Source organism: Rhizobium sp. WYCCWR 11146 (assembly GCF_013591995.1).
In the GTDB taxonomy this organism is placed as follows: Bacteria; Pseudomonadota; Alphaproteobacteria; order Rhizobiales; family Rhizobiaceae; genus Rhizobium; species Rhizobium indicum.
In genome coordinates, this window is record NZ_JACCEY010000023.1 from 299,403 (window position 1) to 316,478 (window position 17,076).

Here is a 17,076-nt window from a genome sequence, read left to right on the forward strand (position 1 = left end):
TGTGGGAAAGAATTGGTGAAATATAGTCACCCCTCGGTTTTCAGGTTTTTGTCCGCATCTCCCACTGCGCGGATGTCACAATCCATCGATTTGGGGTTCGGACGATCAGCTGCCATCTGGAGCAATGCACACGACAGGATGAGCTATCAGCGGCCGAACGGTCATACGTTCAGTCTTTATCTTAAGGGCGGCGTCGGAACGCGTCGTCTGGATGGCAGCCCCGCCGCGCGCGGCCGTCCGGGAGTGCTGTGCATCATGCCACAGGAGCACTCGTCCGAATGGGAAATCACCGACTTCTCTCAATTCGTCCATCTGTATGTTCCCGACGACCAGATGCGCCGGATGTTTGCTGAGACGTTTGACCGCGATGCTCGGCTCATGGCTCTTCCCGAAGTAACCTTCGCAGATGCACCCGCCTTGGCGCACACGCTTCGGCAGATGACGAAAGCGATGTTGGCGGGCGGCCATCTGCTGGCTGAGGAAGCGATGACGCAGGCGATCAACGATTTCTTCGTTGATCCGCGTTATGGAGGGATGCGTCCCTGTGCGATCAGCGGCGGGCTTGCTCCTCATGTGCGGCGCCGGAGTCTGGAGTATATCGAGGCCCATCTCGGTGAGACAATCCGCTTGCAGGATCTGGCGGCGATCGGGCAGCTCAGCGCGTTTCATTTTCAGCGGATGTTCCGGGCAAGCTACGGTGTGTCTCCGCATGGCTGGGTGGCCCACCGGCGTGTCGAGCGCGCCAAATCGATGTTATCAGACATGGACCCAATAGCGCAGATCGCTTCGGCCTGCGGCTTCAGCAGCCAGAGCCACATGACACGGGCATTTAAGTTGGGCACAGGCATCACACCCTCTGCCTACCGGCAACGACAGTGAAGCCCCTTCGCTCGACCGCACTTCTCTTTTCCGAAACCAATCCGCGCTTCGACATCCTGCAAAAGCCGCTTGGCTAAACCTGGGCTCTTCGGCCTTCCCAGGCCTCACTTCACCGCGATGACGACCTTGCCCTTCGCGCGTCCCGTTTCCACATAGTCCAGCGCTTCGTTGGTCTTCTCGAACGGGAAGGCCCGGTCGATGACGGGGCGGATGGCACCCGCCTCGATCAACGAAGCGATCTTGCCGAGCTGCGCGCCGTTTGCCGTCATGAAGAGGAAGGAATAGCCGATCCCCCGGCGTTTCGATTTCCGCCGGATGCCGAAGCTCAAGAAGCGCATGACCTGCTGCAGCAGCCAGCCGAAGCCGCTTTCCCTGGCGAAATCGGGATCGGGCGGACCTGATATCGAGATCAGCTTGCCGCCGGGCTTCAGGACGGCGAGCGATTTCTCCAGCGTATCCTTGCCGAGGCTGTTCAGCACGACGTCATAGCCCTTCAGCACCTTTTCGAAGTCGTCCGTCTTGTAGTCGACCACCACGTCAGCGCCGAGGCTTTTCACCAGATCGATATTTGCCGTGCTCGCCGTTGTCGCCACATGAGCGCCGAGATGCTTGGCAAGCTGGATCGCGATGGTGCCGACGCCGCCGGAACCCGCATGGATCAGCACCCTCTGGCCTTTCTGCAGCTTGGCGCGCTCGACCAGCGCCTGCCATGCGGTCAGCGCCACAAGCGGAACGGATGCGGCCTCTTCCATGCTGAGATTGGCGGGCTTCAGCGCAACATCGGCAGCGTCGATGGCGATATACTCGGCGAACGTGCCAATGCGATCCTGATCAGGACGCGCATAGACCTCGTCACCGGGTTTGAATTGCCGGACATTGGCGCCCACCCGGACCACGACGCCGGCGACATCGTTGCCGAGCACCAGCGGAAGCCGGTAGGGCAGGATGAGTTTGAACTCTCCGTCCCGGATCTTGGCATCCAGCGGGTTCACGCTGGCGGCATGGATCTCGACCATGACGTCGTTCTTGCGCAGCTGCGGTTCAGGGCTCTGGCCGAGCCTGAGGGCGCCACCTTTCTTGTAGCGATCGATCAGGAATGCTTTCATGAGGGCGAACTTTCGTTTCTGGGATGAGCCGGCAATGCGGCAAGGCAGGCTCAAGCGGGAAGTTTGTTGAATTTCCGGAGGCTCTTGTCGACGAAGGACTCGGGCAGGAAGCGGCGGATGAAGCGCACCTGGCCTGCTGCTTTCCCGGCCGTGTAGCGTCTCTTCGGCGAGGCCGCATTGGCGGCCCGGATGACGGTTGCGGCGACCACCTCGGGCGCATCGCCTTTTGAGACGATCTCGCGCATCAGCTTCTCCGCGTCGGCGCGCACTGCGTCATAGACGGCAAGCGGCCGGTCGGGGCGCGTGATGTTCTCCTCGAAGGAGGTGCGGGTGACACCCGGTTCGACGAGCACGACGCGGATGCCCTGTGTGCGCACTTCATGATCGAGGGATTCCGAATAACCTTCGACCGCGTGCTTGGTCGCTGCGTAGAGCGCGTTGAAGGGTGCCGGGATCAGCCCAAGGATCGAGCTCAGGTTGATGATCCGACCGCTGCGCTGCCGCCGCATCACCGGCAGCACCGCATTGGTCATGCGCATCGTGCCGAAGACGTTGACGTCGAATACGGCTTTGGCCTGCGCCGTCGTCGATTCCTCGGCGCCGCCGAGCAGGCCGATTCCGGCATTGTTGACCAGAAGATCGATCCGTCCCGTGCGTTTTAGAACCTCGTCGACGACGCTCTGCACGGACTGATCGTCGATGACGTCGCAGACCAGCATGGTGATCCCATCGGCGGTGTCGGCCATCGGCTTTCGGCTGGTGCCGAACACCCGGTAGCCGTCGCGCCGCAGCGCCTTCGCCGTCACCAGCCCGATGCCGGAGGAAGCCCCGGTGACCAGGGCAATGCCGCGTTCTCTTTTGCTCATTGACGTCTGCCTTCGTTTTTGTCGTGGAACATCCATGCGCATTCTGTTACTATCAAATCGATAGCAAGTCACTACTAAAAAGATACCGACATGAAGAATCTTTCCGAACAACCCTGCCTGATCGCCCGCAGCCTGGCGCTCGTCGGCGATGCGTGGAGCATGCTGATCATGCGCGACGCCCATGCGGGGCTGACCCGCTTCGATGAATTTCGCAAAAGCCTCGGCATCGTCCCGACAATGCTGACGGGGCGGCTGTCATCGCTGACCGAGGAAGGATTGCTGGAAAAGCGTCGCTATTCCGAGCGTCCGCCGCGCGACGAATATGTGCTGACGGAAGCCGGCCGCGACTTTCTGCCGGTGCTGTTTGCGATCGGCGCCTGGGGCCGCAAGCACCGCGGCGGCGGTGCAGTCACCCGCTTCTTCGACGCCGAGACCGGAACGGAGATCGATCCCGTCACCATCGACCGCGCGACCGGCGCGGAGATTGGAACACGTCCTATTCGTATCGCCGCACCCGAATGTCAGCTGCCAGCGGCAGATGAAGCGGCACCTGACAACACCCGTTGAAAGCGATGTCGGTATCCTTGCCATCGCCGCCTCCGGTGATGGCAAGGGTGATCCTTAAATCAAAATCCAGCCCGATCCGGGCGCTAAGACTGCTGCAGCCCGTAGAGCAGCGGCATCAGTCCTGCGAGCGCCCTGAAACGCTCCCACGACTTGGATGACGGCTTCGTCCAACCCGTTTCGGCAAGCGCGGAAAGGCGCGGGAAGACGAGGCGGTCGAAAACGGCCCGATCCGTCATCGGCTCGGACCAGATGCAGGCCTGGATGCCGAGGAGTTTCTGTTTCTGGCTCGCCGTCCAGCCGCCGATGGGGTCGAAATTGTAGAGCTTCTCGGCATCCGAAGTCCCCGCCCAGCTGGCGCCGGGCTCGTCCCAGTCGGGCCTGAGCGCCATGTCGAGGTAATAGACCTGTCCGGGGCAGACGACGATTTCGTAGCCGCGCTCGGCAAGTTCGGCCGAGACCTCGACATTGCGCCAGCTGCAGAGATAGCTCTTGGATTTGTCGATGACATCGCCGTGGGCCGCCTCTTCCCAGCCGCCGGTGATGCAGCCCTTGCTCGCAAGGAAGCGCTGGACGCGGTTCAGGAATTCCGCCTGCAGGATGGCGGCACCCGAGCCGTGGATGTCGTCGGCGCCATGGGTATTGGTCACGACGTTCAGCCGCTTGGCATGTGCATCGGCAACCTCGTCGCCCGCCACGCTACGCAGGCGTTCGAGCGCTTCCGGCGAACCGGACCATGCACCAAGCGGAACCTCGTCGGCGCCGAGATGGATGATCTTGAACGGAAAGAGCTCGATGAGTTCGGAGAGGATCGTCTCGATGATCTCATAGGTCTTCTCGCGGGCCGGATTGATGCAATTGTCGGGAAAGCCCTGAACCGAATAATAGCTGCCGACCTCGGCTGGATCGCGCAGTTCCGGTATTGCCTGCAGCATGGCGTAGCAATGGCCGGGGACATCAATCTCCGGCACGATCTCCACGCCGAAGCTCTTGGCATGGGCGACGATCTCGCGGATGGCAGCCTTGGTGTAGTAACCGCCGGTGCGGGCCGGGCTCGAACCGAGCAGCGGCGGAACGGCAAGGCCGTGGCCACGCCAGGCGCCGACCGCGGTCAAATCAGGATAGGCGTCGATCTCGACGCGCCAGGCTTCGTCGTCGGAAAGGTGCCAGTGGAAGCGGTTGAGCTTATTCCAGGCAAGCACCGCCAGCAGCTTCTTGACTTCAGCCGCGCCATAGAACTGGCGGGCGACGTCGAGATGCAGGCCGCGCCAACCCATCGACGGCTCATCGACGATCTCGCCGGAGGCCGGAAACTGGAAGACCTCGGGATGCAGCCTTGCACCGCGCCAGATCTGGCCGAGTGTGACGAGGCCGTAGAGGAAGCCGGTCTGGCTGCTTGCCTCGATCGTGATCGTCTCACCCTCGAAGCTCAGCCGATAGGCCTCTGGCCCGAAGCCGGCGGCATCCTTCAGGGCAACCGGAACCGCGCCTTCCGCCTCGCTCCGCACGATGCCTTCGACGGCGAAGAGATGCTCGACCAATGCTGCGAAACTGCGGGCTGCCGCCTCCCCTTCAGCGCTCTGCGCCTGCGGCGCAAAACCGGCCGGCAAGGGCCGACGGGAAGTGACCGCCACATGGTTCGGCCAGGGGATGATCGACACCTGAACGGGCGCATTGAGGGGAACCGGATAGATCTCGGCGCCACGCTTCAACGGCGCATTGCTGACCGAAGATCGCGTCGGCTCTATGGTGAGCAGGATCGTGCTGCCGTCGGAAAGCGCGAGATAGCCGCTCGTCGCGCCGTCCGTCCAGTGACGGAACTGCCAGCTCAGCGCGTAGACCGAGATCGTCCACGTCTCGCCGGCGCCGAGAACGAAATTGGCCGGCGGCTGGAATTCGGTGAAATTCGAGAGCCGCTGCGAGACAGTGGCGCCTTCGACGCGCCCGGCCGGATCGACACGACCTGGGCCGCTCACGCACAGCGAAAAATTCGAAAGCGGCTCGGTGCCGAGGTTCTTGAGGCGCAGGACGTAGGAAAATTCCTTGCCGTCCGCAGGCGGATTCCAAAGGGTTTCAAGCCGCAGGGTTTTCGGTCGCGATGTGGGCATGGTCACTTCTTCCTTTTGAAGATCGGGCTTTTACAAATCAGGTCTTGAGCATTCCGGCGTAAATGCCGGGAGCGGAATTGGGGATCGGCACGGCTCCGACCGCCTTTTCGTAAAAGGCCGAGGGGCCGACGTCGCCGATGATCGCATAGGCATAGCCCATCGCTTTCAGGTCGTTCAGGCTGGCAAAAAGCAATGCCCGGCCGATGCCGAGCCCGCGAAGGCCTTCGTCGACGCCGGTCGGTCCGAAGAAGCCGCGCGCCGTCGCTTCATGGCAGGAAAAACCGACGAGCTTCTGCTCGCGCGTGGCGATGAAGCAGGTCGGCGGTTGGCGGGTCATCGCGACGGACGCCTCGCTCGCCCATCCCTCACCGAATTGTTCTGTGATCCAGCCAGTGATCAGCCGGAATTCCGGCGGCAGAGCCCGGCGGATCGTCACACCCTCGCGTGCCATTCGTTCGGGCGACTGCGTGTCTGGCGGCAGGGTGGAGAGGTTAACGAGATAGTCCACTTTGCCATCCTTCAGCTGGAAACGCCGAGTGCGCGTATGAAATGGTTGGAGCCGACCTGCTCGATGACAGCCGATTCCGGACGGCTGAGCGAGCGTACCTTTTCCGCCTGTTCGAGGAAACGCGCGCTTCCGCCGGTCACGAACGGCCGGCTGCCATCCGGAACGGCCGAAAGCAGCAATTTTGTATAGGGATGGCGCGGATCGGACAGAACCGTATCGGTGTCGCCCCATTCGACCATCTGGCCGGCGAACATGACGACGATCTCCTCGGCCACATGTGCGGCCGTCGCAATGTCGTGGGTGATATAGAGCATGGCCAGGTCATTTTCCCGTTTCACCGTCGCGAGCAGATCGAGAATGTCCTTGCGGATGGAGACATCGAGCATCGAGGTCGGCTCATCGGCCACCAGCACGCTCGGCGCAACGGCAAGCGCGCGCGCGATATTCACCCGCTGCCGCTGGCCGCCCGAGAGTTCATGCGGGAATTTCTGCCTGGTCAAATCAGGTTCCAGCCCGACGCTTGTCAGCAGGCGGGCAATCTCTTCGGCAAGATCCGCCCTGGAGCCGCTCTGCCGGTGCAATTGCAGCGGCCGCGCCAGATGATGGCTGACCGTAAAGGCCGGGTTGAGCGATGAGAACGGATCCTGGAAGACCATCTGCACCTCCCTGCGATACTGATGCTCATCTTTTGCCTCGCCGCGGACGGTCAGATCCTGCCCGCGGAAAAACAGCCTGCCGCCCGTCGGTTTGTCCAAGCGCGCGATGATGCGGGCGCAGGTCGTCTTGCCGCAGCCGGATTCGCCGACCAGCGCCAATGCCCGACCGGGAAAGAGCGAGAAGGACACACCTTTCAGCGCGTGTAGCGGGCCGAAGTTACGCTTGATATCTTCGAGCCGGATCACGGCTTCCGCGACCACAGGATTTGCCTCCGCCTTCATGCCAAGACTCCCGATAGATGCGGATTGCCTGGAAGCTGCGGAATGGCATTCCAAAGCTTGCGGGTATAATCGTGCAGCGGCGCCTGGGCGACCTGGCGCACGTCGCCCACTTCGACGAGTTCGCCCTTCAGCATGACACCGATGCGCTGGCAGAGCTGCGCCATCAGATGCAGGTCATGGGTGATGAAGAGCACCGAGAAACCATAGGTCCGCTGCAGATCGACGACCTGCTCGAGGATCTCCCGCTGCACGACCACGTCGAGGGCCGTCGTCGGCTCGTCCATGATAATAAGCTCGGGTCTCAGCGCCAGGCAGATGGCGATGACGATGCGCTGACGCATGCCGCCGGAGAACTGGTGCGGGTAGTCGCCGATGCGATGCGTGGGAATGCCGACGAGGCGGAACATCTCCTCGCCGCGAAGCCGGGATTGCTCGCGCGAGCAACCGGTGTGGCGGTAGAGAACGTCATGGAACTGCGCCTCGACGCGCATCAGCGGATTGAGCGAATTCATCGCGCTCTGGAAGACCATGCCGATGCGCTTCCAGCGGATTTTCTGCAGCTCGCGTTCGGGCAGCCTCAGGAGATCCTGTCCGGCGAGCCGGATGCTGCCGCCGCTGATCCAGGCAGGCGCCTTGGAAAGACGCGTGATGGCATAGGCGATCGTGCTCTTGCCGCAGCCGGATTCACCGGCCAGCCCGAAGATCTCGCCACGGCCGATATTGAAGGAGACATCCTTGACGGCGCGGAACTCTCCCTTGTCGACGAGGTAGTCGACATTGAGCTTGTCGATTTCCAGAAGATTGTCGCTCATCGGCCAAGCTCCAATTCTCTGTTGCGGGCGCGGGTGAGGCGGAACCAGCGTGTCAGCGCCGGGCCGGAGCGAAGCTGCGGATTGGCGATCTCGTCGAAGGTGAAATTCAAAAGCGCAAGGCCAAGGCCGGTGAGCGCGATGCCTGCCGCGGGCACCCCAATATCCCACCAGGCGCCGACCATGATCGCCGAGGAATTCTGGGCGTTGTAAAGCATGGTGCCCCAGGAGACCTTCAAGGGATCCCCGAAGCCGAGATATTCGAGCGTCGTCTGGGCAACGATGGCGTAGATGATGCTGCCGACGAGATTGATGCCGATCAGCGTCGTCAGGTTCGGCAGGATCTCCACGAAGATGATGCGCCAGGCGGGCTCGCCGATCATCTTGGAAGCCGTGACGAAATCACGATTGCGAAGCGCCATCGTCTGTGACCGCGTCATGCGGGCGCCCCAAGGCCAGGAGGTCAGCGCGATGATCGACATGATCGCCATCGGCCCGACCGTGCCGGCGAAGGAGGCGAGCAGGATCAGCAACGGCATGTTCGGGATGACCAGGACGGCATTCGTCGCAAGATCGAGCACCGCATCGGTCTTGCCGCCAGCATAACCGGCGACGAGGCCGATGGCCGTGCCGACAATGGTGATGGCAATGCCCGTGGCAAAGCCGACGGAGAGAGAGCTGCGGGCGCCCCAGACGAACTGGCGATAGACATCCCGCCCCATCTTCGTGGTGCCCATGACATGTTCGATCGACGGCGGTTGGTGCGAGCGTCCGACACGCGCTCCGGGCTCGCCGGGCGCAATGATCGGCGCAAACAACGCCATCAGCCACAGGGCAACAATGATGACGAGGCCGGCCAGGGCTTTCTTCTGGCGGAGGATAGACCGTAGCCCGAAGCCCATTATACGGCCTCCCGCAATCTGGGATCGACGAGCCCGTAAATGATGTCGACGAGGAAATTGGCGCCGAGCGTCGCGAGTGTCATCAGCAGCAGCTGTCCCTGGATGACCGGGTAATCGCGGGCGATGCTCGCGGTATAGAGCGTCAGTCCCAGGCCGGGATAGTTGAAGACGATCTCGGTGACGATCGAGCCGCCAAAGACGGCGCCGAGCATCAGCGCCAGGTTGGTCAGCACCGGAAGCATGGCATTGCGGGCGCCGTAGCCGAACATGACAGTGAGATGGCTGAGCCCCTTGGCGCGCCCCATGGTCACATAGTCTTCGCCGAGCACCGAGATCATCGACGAGCGCATCGTCGTCTGGAATTCGCCGATCAGGAACGGCGAGAGCGTCAGCACCGGCAGGATCGCATGGGCGAAGACGCTGCCGATGAAGGTGAAATTGAAGGCGGGATCGAGGTTCGGATCGTAGGCATAGCCCACGGGAAACCAGCGCAGCGAGACCGCGAAGACGAAAAGCGTCGTCAGCGCCACGATGACAGGCGGCACCGAAATCATGATCACGGAGAGCGGCGAGACGATCGTGTCGAAGCGCCCGCCGCGACGCCAGGCCGAGACCGCGCCAAGCACGACACCGACGCAGAGCGAAAAGATGATCGCGGTCGTCACGAGAAAGACCGTCCAGAGCGTCGACCGGCCAAGAACCTGGACGACGGTCTGGGGATAATATTTGACCGAGACGCCGAGATCCAAGGTCGCAAGCCCCTTGAGGTAATCGACGAATTGCCAGAGCATCGACTGGTCGACCGCGCCGAAGCGCGCCTTGATCGCCTCGACGGCGGCAGGTGTCGCCCGCGGACCTAGCTGGGCGACCATAGCGTCGACCGGACTCCCCGGCATGAGCCGGGGAAGAATGAAGTTCACGACGATGGCGAACACCAGGGCGACCGCATAGACGCCGAGGCGCCGGCTCGAAATGCGCATTTCCGCTCCCTCGCGAGGCTCAACTGACCGGCTTGAGGCGCAGCAGATGCATCAGGCGCATGCGGTTGTTGTCATGATCCTCGGGGTTCATGACGGGATCCTTGTCGGTGACCCAGCCGGTGAAGCGCTTGCTGGAGAACTGATACCAGGTCGGCCCGTTGAACACCGGCACGACGGGGAAGTCGTCGGCGATCAGCAGCTGGATGTCGTTGAAGATCTTCTTGTGATCGTCCTCCGATGTTGCCTTCAGATACTGATCGAAAAGGGCGTCCAGCTTCGGGTTCGAATAGCGCGAGGGCGCGCCGGTGATGCGCCCGCCATAAGCGGTCGACAGGTTCTGGTAATAGCCGCGGAACGGCGTTGCGCCATCGGCGCGGGAGTTCATGACGACCTCGAAGCTGCCGTCGATGAGCTGCTTGCGCCACTGTTCATATTCCGGGGTCGCGACCGACGCGTTGATGCCGGCGGCGCGCAATCCTTCGACGGCGATCTGTACCGCATCGATCCAGTCGGTCCAGCCGTTCGGAACGATAATCGGGAAGGCGATCGGCTTGCCGCTCGGCGTCGTGCGGAAGCCGTCTGCACCCTTCTTGTAGCCGGCATCGTCGAGGATCTTGTTGGCTTTCTCGGTATCGAAACCCATGAAGGCGTCCTTGTCGCCTTCGGCGCCCTTGTTGCGCCAGGTCTCGAAGCGTGGCGGCAGGCCGGTCGCATGTTCGTTGACGACGGGATAGCCGAAGCCCGCAATATCGACCATCGACGTGCGATCCATGGCGAGGCTGAAGGCATGGCGGAAGTTCAGGTCCTTATAGGCCTCGAGATTGCCTTCATTGCCGCTCTTGAAATTCATCTGGAAAGCGACGGTCTCGGCCGGCGGCTGCCAATAGCCGTTATGGTCGGGATCGAGCGCCACGAAGGTCTTGTCGATCTGGGGAATGAAGGAGCCGATCCAGTCCATGTTGCCTTCCGGCAGGATCGCAAGCATCTGGTCGTTGCCCGAGATCTGCGGCAGCCTGAGGCAATCGACATGCAGCGAGGCGGCATCCCAGTAGTTCGGGTTGCGGCATTGCTCGTAGACCTGCGGCGTGAAACGGCGCAGCTCCGTCATCGGGCCGGACCCCACAGGCTTCTCGTTCTTGAAGGCGACCGGATCGGAAACATCCTTCCAGATATGCTCGGGAACGACGGCGAGGTCGGCGAGCGTTTCCGGAAAATCGGAATTCACCGCCTTGAGATCGATCTTGACTTGGGTTGCCGACGGCGCCTCGACGGAGGCAACGGTCTCGCCGACGCCGACGGTGTCGAGTGCGGCGTTCTTGAGCATGAGATCGATCGTGTATTTCACATCGGCCGACGTCAGCGGCTGACCGTCCGACCATTTCAGGCCTGATCGCAGCGTATAGGTGACGGATTTCATATCCTCGGAAAATTTATAGTCGGTCGCCAGACGAAACACCGGCTTGCCGCCATCCTCCGCATTGAAGATGACCAAGGGTTCGTAGATGAAATCCATGGTGCTCTGCCGGCGGCCGGCAAGGTCGAACGGATTGAAGTTCTGCACCCAGCTGGACTGCTCCTCGATATGTATCGTCAGCACCGACTCTGCGGCTGCACTGCCCGCCGCGAAAGCGACAAGCACTGCCCAGCCGGCACGCATGGAAATGTCACGGAATACGCGCTTGCTCGATCTCATCCCAACGTTCCCTTGTTCTTTATTTTTGAAGTCAATCAAATTGATTTAATATTGATAGTCAGTTTCCCGCCGACACGTCAATTGCCGATTGGAAATTTCTGCAGCACCTCAGGATCGGCTCTCTACAGACATTAACCGGGCATGACCTTCACCCAAAAGATGGCCGCCCAACCGAGCAGCCGAGCCATCGCATCACATTTCTGCAAAAAGATATCGCCGCGCCCCCTTGGCGTTAACGATTAAGGTACTTTTAAGTACCATAATTGATCCAACGATGGCGAATTGACCTTCCCGAACACGGGTCGATAAGCATGAGGCTGCTCGCCACGGCCCGGATTCACCCGGGATGCAAAACATCCAACTTCATGAACGGGTCGAATTTCCAATGACGAGCATCAATACGAACAATTCCGCGATGGCTGCCCTTCAGACGCTGCGCAGCATCAATTCCAATCTCGAAACGACACAGAACAGTGTCTCTACCGGCTACCGGGTCGACACCGCATCCGACAATGCCGCCTACTGGTCGATCGCAACCACGATGCGGTCCGACAACAAGGCACTTTCCGCCGTGTCCGACGCCCTTGGCCTCGGCGCAGCAAAGGTCGATACTGCCTATACGGCAATGGAAAATGCGATCGACGTCGTCGACGAGATCAAATCCAAGCTTGTGGCAGCGACTGAAGACGGTGTCGACAAATCCAAGGTTCAGGAAGAAATCACGCAGCTTCAGAATCAGCTGCTGAGCATTGCCCAGTCAGCGTCATTCTCTGGTGAGAACTGGGTCGCGGGCGAAAGCGGCACGAAAAGCGTCGTGTCGTCCTTTGTTCGCGATGGCTCCGGCGCCGTTTCCGTTAAAGTGACGGATTATGCCCTGGATACCAGCTCCACGGGCAATGTGTTGTTCGGCATGAGCAGCGGGACGATCGATACCGCGTCCGGCATCCTCGGAACGGTGGACGCAAATGGCGATTCCGTCTATTCGCTCGACATTACCGACTTCACCACCGGTCAGATCCAGTCGGCGCTGTCGACCATCGAATCCGCGCTGTCGGCAATGACCTCTGCCGGTGCGCAGCTGGGTTCGATCTCGACGCGCATCGAACTGCAGGAAGACTTCGTCGGCGCGCTGTCGGATTCCATCGAGTCGGGCGTCGGACGACTGGTCGACGCCGACATGGAGGAGGAGTCGAGCAGGCTGTCTGCCTTGCAGACACAACAGCAGCTGGCGATCCAGTCGCTATCGATCGCGAATTCGTCGTCGCAGAATATCCTGTCGCTCTTCCGCAGCTAAGCCCCGGACAAATAGGACGCTTGGACCAAATCCGTTGAACAGAGGATCGAGCCTGACCCACCCGGTCAGGCTCGATTGCAATTGGGGATGGAAATGCCTACAGCGCCGCCGTCTTTCAGACGCGGCGCTGCATCACTTTGAATTGCTGCATATTTTACTCTCAATCGATTCCGATTTAAGGAATTCTGCAGTAGTCTTCGCACCCTGGGCGGAGAATGCAGCGCGCGGGATCATCGCATGTCGGAACGACTTGAATCTGCCCGCCCTGATGAAACACCCGCCATCGTCTGGCTCGGCTTCATGGCGATGTGCGTCGGCATGTTCATGGCGATCCTCGACGTCCAGGTGGTGGCGACATCGCTGCCGACCATCCAGTCGGCGCTGGATATCGATCCGGATCAGATGAGCTGGATACAGACGGCCTATCTCATTGCCGAAGTGGTGGCGATCCCGCTCACCGGCTTCTTGACGCGGCTTCTGACGATGCGATGGCTGTTCGTTACCGCCATCTGCCTGTTCGTCGCAGCCTCCGCCGGCTGTGCAATGAGCGGCAGCTTCGGTGAGCTGGTCGCCTGGCGGGTGCTTCAGGGTTTTTCCGGCGGAACCCTGATCCCCTCGGTGTTTTCGGCCGTGTTCATTCTCTTTCGGAACGAGCGCCAGGCGCTTGCGACGACGATCGCCGGCGTTCTCGCGGTTTTGGCCCCGACCGTCGGACCGATCGTCGGCGGATGGCTGACTGAGACCTATTCCTGGCACTGGCTGTTCCTGATCAACATCCTTCCAGGCATTGCCTCGGCAATCCTGGCGGCACGGTCCCTGCCGAGGCAGGCGACCGATCCGTCCGAACTCAGGCATCTCGACGGTCTGTCGCTTCTGCTGATGGCAACCGCGCTGACGAGCCTGGAACTCAGCCTGAAAGAGGCGCCGACGAGCGGCTGGATCTCGGCCTATGTTTTAAGCCTGCTGGCGGTCTGCCTTGCATCGGGAGGTGTCTTCATCTGGCGAACGCTGAGCAGAAACCGGCCGATCGTCGATCTCGGCAATTTCGGCGATCGAAACTTTCTCGTCGGTTCGGTTCTGAGCTTCGTGCTCGGCATCGGCCTCTTCGGCTCGGTCTATCTCATGCCGGTCTTTCTCGCTTTCATCAGGGGACACGACGCCCTCCAAATCGGCATGACGATGCTGGTCACCGGCGTCGCGCAACTGATCACGGCGCCGATCGCGGTCGCGCTGGAGAAGCGGATGGACGCGCGCGTGCTGTCGGCCGCCGGTTTCGCGCTCTTTGCGATCGGTGTCGGGATGAGCGCTTTTCAGGACCCTCGTTCGGATTATGACGCGATGTTCTGGCCGCAGGTGGTGCGCGGCGTCGCCATCATGTTCTGCCTGCTGCCGCCGACGCGACTGGCGCTCGGCACTCTGCCGCCAGACCGCATTCCCGATGCGAGCGGACTTTTCAACCTGATGCGCAATCTCGGCGGGGCCATCGGCATCGCGCTGATCGACACCATCATCTACACGCGCTCGGAGCCGCTGGGACAGGGTCTCTGGACCCGCCTTCAAGCCGGCGACGTCGAGGCCGCGACATTCGTCGGCGCGCCTCTTCAGACGATATCCGGGCATAGCGGCAGCTTCGACGCGGATACCACGGCGCTGCTTGATCCGCTGATCCAGACCGCGGCAAGCGTCCAGGCGATCAACGAAGCCTGGATGGTGATTGCCGTCCTGACCGGCTGCGCCCTGCTCTCGGTGCCTTTTGCCAGGCGGCCAACGTCGACGTGAAAACCAGGTTGACGAAACCGCTTTAAGAGAATTAACTAAGTTGTTGAAAAAAATGGAGACGAGGCTGCAATGGCGCCACCAGCTGTCAGTCTTCGCCACAAAAAATCTATTCTGCGACAAGGTCGGAACCCTACCCTCCGCCATCCTGAGATGGAGGCCAACGCATCGGTCAAACCGCTTCTAGGCCAGCGTAGCACTGCGCGTCTCTGCATCGATGAAATAGGCTGCGGCACCTGCCAACAGCAGCAAAGCAGCGAAAATCCCGATGACCAGGCCGAAATCTTTAGTCACAAAAAGACCGATCAACGATGGCGCAAGCAGCCCTCCAAGCCGAGCCATGGCACCGGCGGCACCCATTCCGGTTGCCCTGGACGCAGTAGGATAAAGCTCTGGTGTATAGGCGTAGAGTGCACCCCACGTACCAAGTAGCGCGAAACTCATGATTAGCAGTGACGACGCTACTAAGAGTGCGGATGAGCCGACGACGAACAAAATGGATCCCATCGCGGAAAGGATGCAAAATGCCACAAGCGTTGGACGCCGCCCCCACTTTTCGACGCCGTAGGCAGCGAGCGCATATCCAGGAAGCTGGGCAAGCGCGATCAGCACAAGAAAACCGTAGCCTCGAACGAAGCCAAAGCCGTCCCCGGCAAGTTTCGGAGGCATCCAAGTGAAGACACCATAGTAAGAAATGGACACCAGAAACCAAACCGCCAGGATCAAAAGGGTTCGACGCCGCAGAGCGTGGGAGAATATTCCGATACCACGCGTCGGTGTCGCGGGCGCGATGTCAAACTCTTGCCCCAGAGCACTGCGGCCATTCACCACGGCCATCCGGTCGATGATCGCCTTTGCTTCTCCACCCCTTCCCTTGCGCAGAAGATAGAGCGGCGATTCCGGCACGAAAAACCGCAGACCGAAACCGATAATCGCCGGGAGCGCTGTTACGGCAAAGATCAATCGCCAGGCTTCGGCCACGTTCCAGAGACTGAGCAGCCAGGCTGCAAGTGCGACAACCAGGGTTCCGACGGCCCAGAAACCCTCCAGCAGCACCAGCCACCTGCCTCGGTTCTTCGCCGGTAGGAATTCGGCCATCATCGCATAGTCCACCGGCAAGGTCCCGCCGACTGCCGCACCGGTTAGGAAGCGCATGAACAGGAGGAACGTGAAGTCTGGCGCGAAAATTGACAGCGTGCCAAAGACGGCATCACCGGAGACAGTCGCGATCAGAACGCCGCGACGGCCGATCCTATCGGCAAGCCTACCAAATCCCATTGCGCCCAGAAACATGCCAAGGAAAAACACCGTGCCCGTCTGAAGCGCCTGCGGCACCGTTAGTTCGAAGCTCGTGGCGATCGAAGCCGCTGTGAAGCCCACCGCGATGACCTGCATGGCGTCAGCTGCCCAGACCAAGCCGAAAATGGCCATCAGCCGTCCCTGATATCGTCCTGCCCCCGTGTGGTTGAGTGCATCGTCGATTGTGATTGTGGTCATTTGTTTTCCATACCTGGCTGCCGTGGTCCGCTCATAGCGCATTCAGCCCAAAAGATCACAGCCGCAAGCCGCGATGGCCATTTGCCAGCTTCACCTGGGCGTTTTATGACCTTCTGCAAGGTGATCCGTTCGTACATCTGATCTGAAGCTTAGGGCCGGAGCCTGAGAGGCGGCTGTTAAGGTTGGGAGGAAAGTGTTTGAGAGGTTTTGGACTGCTTCTTGCGGCAATCGCGGCCGTTCCTGCGATGCCAGTAAATCTGGCTCATGCAAAACGACCGCTTCGGTCTGTCACAATTGCGAGCCTGAAAAGCCCGATGTTGAGATCGGGCTTTTAACTTCCTCGCCGTGAATTAGTCTCGATGCTCAGGCATTACTTTCAGCTGATCTTTTGTCCAGGACGTAACTGCGTGAACGTCGCCATCTTCATCCCGCATGAAGTCCAGATCGCTGATCGGCACGGAAACAGGTTTCGCGCCAATGCCGAGAAACCCACCGACGTCGATGACGACATTTGCGCTGGTGCCTGAACCGTGCACGTGGTCCACGCTGCCAACCTTGTCGTCATCTGCGCCGTAGACAGTAGCGCCTTCAAGGACTGCGGGCGTTAGTTCGTTGGTGCCCAGTCTTACGTGCTTGCTGTGGTCCATTTTCAAACTCCTCCGTTCGAGCTCATGTGAAAGCCGCCGGGGTGCAGTTTGTTCCTGCGTGAATGGTTGACGCTCAAAGAGCTATCGGCCTTTGGGAACCGTTGTCCCTCCTCGTTGTTGAAGCTCCCGTGGATGAACGGTTAACCTGGCGAATGGCTTCGTCGGCCGTGCCGAGCCTCCTGGCCCTACCGCGCATTCGTAGCGCAATCCAACCTACGATTTCGGCTTGAAGAACCTATCGGCTTCCTTCATCGCATTCCGCGCCGAGCCGTACAGCGCGCTGACGGCATCGCGCATTTCGGCAAACGCCTGCATGGTTCGTGGCGAAATGTAATCGCCTCCTGCTTCAGCATTGAGCCGCAAAGCTCTCTCGCAATCGGCGGCAATACTATCCAGCTCCGGGGAAACCCGATAGAGCCGTTCCAAAATGGCGTCGATGTCACCCTTGGCGCGTTCAGACATTCGTTCTGCCATCAGAGCCTCACCGCTGTGTCCCTTCCCCTGCAGGA

General features: G+C 60.7%; 16 protein-coding genes. 4 read left to right on the forward strand and 12 right to left on the reverse strand.

What is annotated here, in order from left to right; all coding sequences use genetic code 11:
• Positions 1 to 138: 138 nt before the first annotated feature.
• Positions 139 to 879: a helix-turn-helix domain-containing protein gene (locus tag HX899_RS18985; protein WP_171598244.1), complete on the forward strand. Its 741-nt coding sequence runs from the start codon at positions 139 to 141 to the stop codon at positions 877 to 879.
• Positions 880 to 983: 104 nt separating this feature from the next.
• Here HX899_RS18985 and HX899_RS18990 read toward each other — a convergent pair whose 3' ends face one another.
• Both HX899_RS18990 and HX899_RS18995 read right to left on the reverse strand, forming a co-directional pair.
• Positions 984 to 1,985: an NADP-dependent oxidoreductase gene (locus tag HX899_RS18990; RefSeq protein ID WP_171597988.1), complete on the reverse strand. Its 1,002-nt coding sequence runs from the start codon at positions 1,983 to 1,985 to the stop codon at positions 984 to 986.
• A gap of 50 nt (positions 1,986 to 2,035) precedes the next feature.
• A complete protein-coding gene (locus tag HX899_RS18995; protein WP_138331437.1) occupies positions 2,036 to 2,851 on the reverse strand; it encodes an oxidoreductase in 816 nt (271 codons plus the stop codon).
• A 90-nt stretch (positions 2,852 to 2,941) separates the two neighbouring features.
• On the opposite strand from HX899_RS18995, the gene HX899_RS19000 reads away from it, so the two are divergent.
• Complete coding sequence (locus HX899_RS19000; protein ID WP_138331438.1) at positions 2,942 to 3,418, forward strand: helix-turn-helix domain-containing protein; 477 nt, start codon at positions 2,942 to 2,944, stop codon at positions 3,416 to 3,418.
• Between the two features lie 83 nt (positions 3,419 to 3,501).
• Here the strand turns inward: HX899_RS19000 and HX899_RS19005 are convergent, their stop codons facing one another.
• The 7 genes from HX899_RS19005 to HX899_RS19035 are packed head-to-tail and all read right to left on the reverse strand — an operon-like array spanning position 3,502 to position 11,353.
• Entirely contained in the window at positions 3,502 to 5,523 is a 2,022-nt protein-coding gene (locus tag HX899_RS19005; RefSeq protein ID WP_181293066.1) for a beta-N-acetylhexosaminidase, read from the reverse strand.
• 37 nt (positions 5,524 to 5,560) lie between these two features.
• Positions 5,561 to 6,031: a GNAT family N-acetyltransferase gene (locus HX899_RS19010; protein ID WP_180195370.1), complete on the reverse strand. Its 471-nt coding sequence runs from the start codon at positions 6,029 to 6,031 to the stop codon at positions 5,561 to 5,563.
• 11 nt (positions 6,032 to 6,042) lie between these two features.
• A complete protein-coding gene (locus tag HX899_RS19015) occupies positions 6,043 to 6,969 on the reverse strand; it encodes an ABC transporter ATP-binding protein (protein ID WP_171597985.1) in 927 nt (308 codons plus the stop codon).
• On the reverse strand, positions 6,966 to 7,781 hold the full coding sequence (locus tag HX899_RS19020; RefSeq protein WP_138331442.1) for an ABC transporter ATP-binding protein: 816 nt from the start codon (positions 7,779 to 7,781) through the stop codon (positions 6,966 to 6,968). Before HX899_RS19020 ends, HX899_RS19015 begins: the two co-directional genes overlap by 4 nt.
• On the reverse strand, positions 7,778 to 8,680 hold the full coding sequence (locus HX899_RS19025; protein WP_138331443.1) for an ABC transporter permease: 903 nt from the start codon (positions 8,678 to 8,680) through the stop codon (positions 7,778 to 7,780). Before HX899_RS19025 ends, HX899_RS19020 begins: the two co-directional genes overlap by 4 nt.
• Positions 8,680 to 9,660, reverse strand: coding sequence for an ABC transporter permease (locus HX899_RS19030; protein WP_181293067.1), 981 nt, complete (start codon positions 9,658 to 9,660; stop codon positions 8,680 to 8,682). The genes HX899_RS19025 and HX899_RS19030 overlap by 1 nt, the downstream gene beginning before the upstream one ends.
• 19 nt (positions 9,661 to 9,679) lie before the next feature.
• On the reverse strand, positions 9,680 to 11,353 hold the full coding sequence (locus HX899_RS19035; protein WP_181293068.1) for an ABC transporter substrate-binding protein: 1,674 nt from the start codon (positions 11,351 to 11,353) through the stop codon (positions 9,680 to 9,682).
• 385 nt (positions 11,354 to 11,738) lie between these two features.
• On the opposite strand from HX899_RS19035, the gene HX899_RS19040 reads away from it, so the two are divergent.
• Both HX899_RS19040 and HX899_RS19045 read left to right on the forward strand, forming a co-directional pair.
• Positions 11,739 to 12,647, forward strand: a complete 909-nt coding sequence (locus tag HX899_RS19040; protein ID WP_029874829.1) for a flagellin — start codon at positions 11,739 to 11,741, stop codon at positions 12,645 to 12,647.
• Between the two features lie 237 nt (positions 12,648 to 12,884).
• The gene (locus HX899_RS19045) at positions 12,885 to 14,426 is read left to right on the forward strand and encodes a DHA2 family efflux MFS transporter permease subunit (RefSeq protein WP_181293069.1); all 1,542 of its coding nucleotides are present in this window, start codon (positions 12,885 to 12,887) and stop codon (positions 14,424 to 14,426) included.
• A gap of 180 nt (positions 14,427 to 14,606) precedes the next feature.
• Here HX899_RS19045 and HX899_RS19050 read toward each other — a convergent pair whose 3' ends face one another.
• From HX899_RS19050 to HX899_RS19060, 3 genes are all read right to left on the reverse strand, one after another.
• Positions 14,607 to 15,920 carry an MFS transporter gene (locus tag HX899_RS19050; protein ID WP_181293070.1) on the reverse strand — a complete coding sequence of 438 codons (1,314 nt, stop codon included), beginning with the start codon at positions 15,918 to 15,920 and terminating at the stop codon, positions 14,607 to 14,609.
• 350 nt (positions 15,921 to 16,270) lie between these two features.
• A complete protein-coding gene (locus HX899_RS19055; RefSeq protein WP_181293071.1) occupies positions 16,271 to 16,567 on the reverse strand; it encodes a PRC-barrel domain-containing protein in 297 nt (98 codons plus the stop codon).
• Between the two features lie 213 nt (positions 16,568 to 16,780).
• A complete protein-coding gene (locus HX899_RS19060; RefSeq protein WP_181293072.1) occupies positions 16,781 to 17,041 on the reverse strand; it encodes a hypothetical protein in 261 nt (86 codons plus the stop codon).
• Between the last annotated feature and the right edge of the window lie 35 nt (positions 17,042 to 17,076).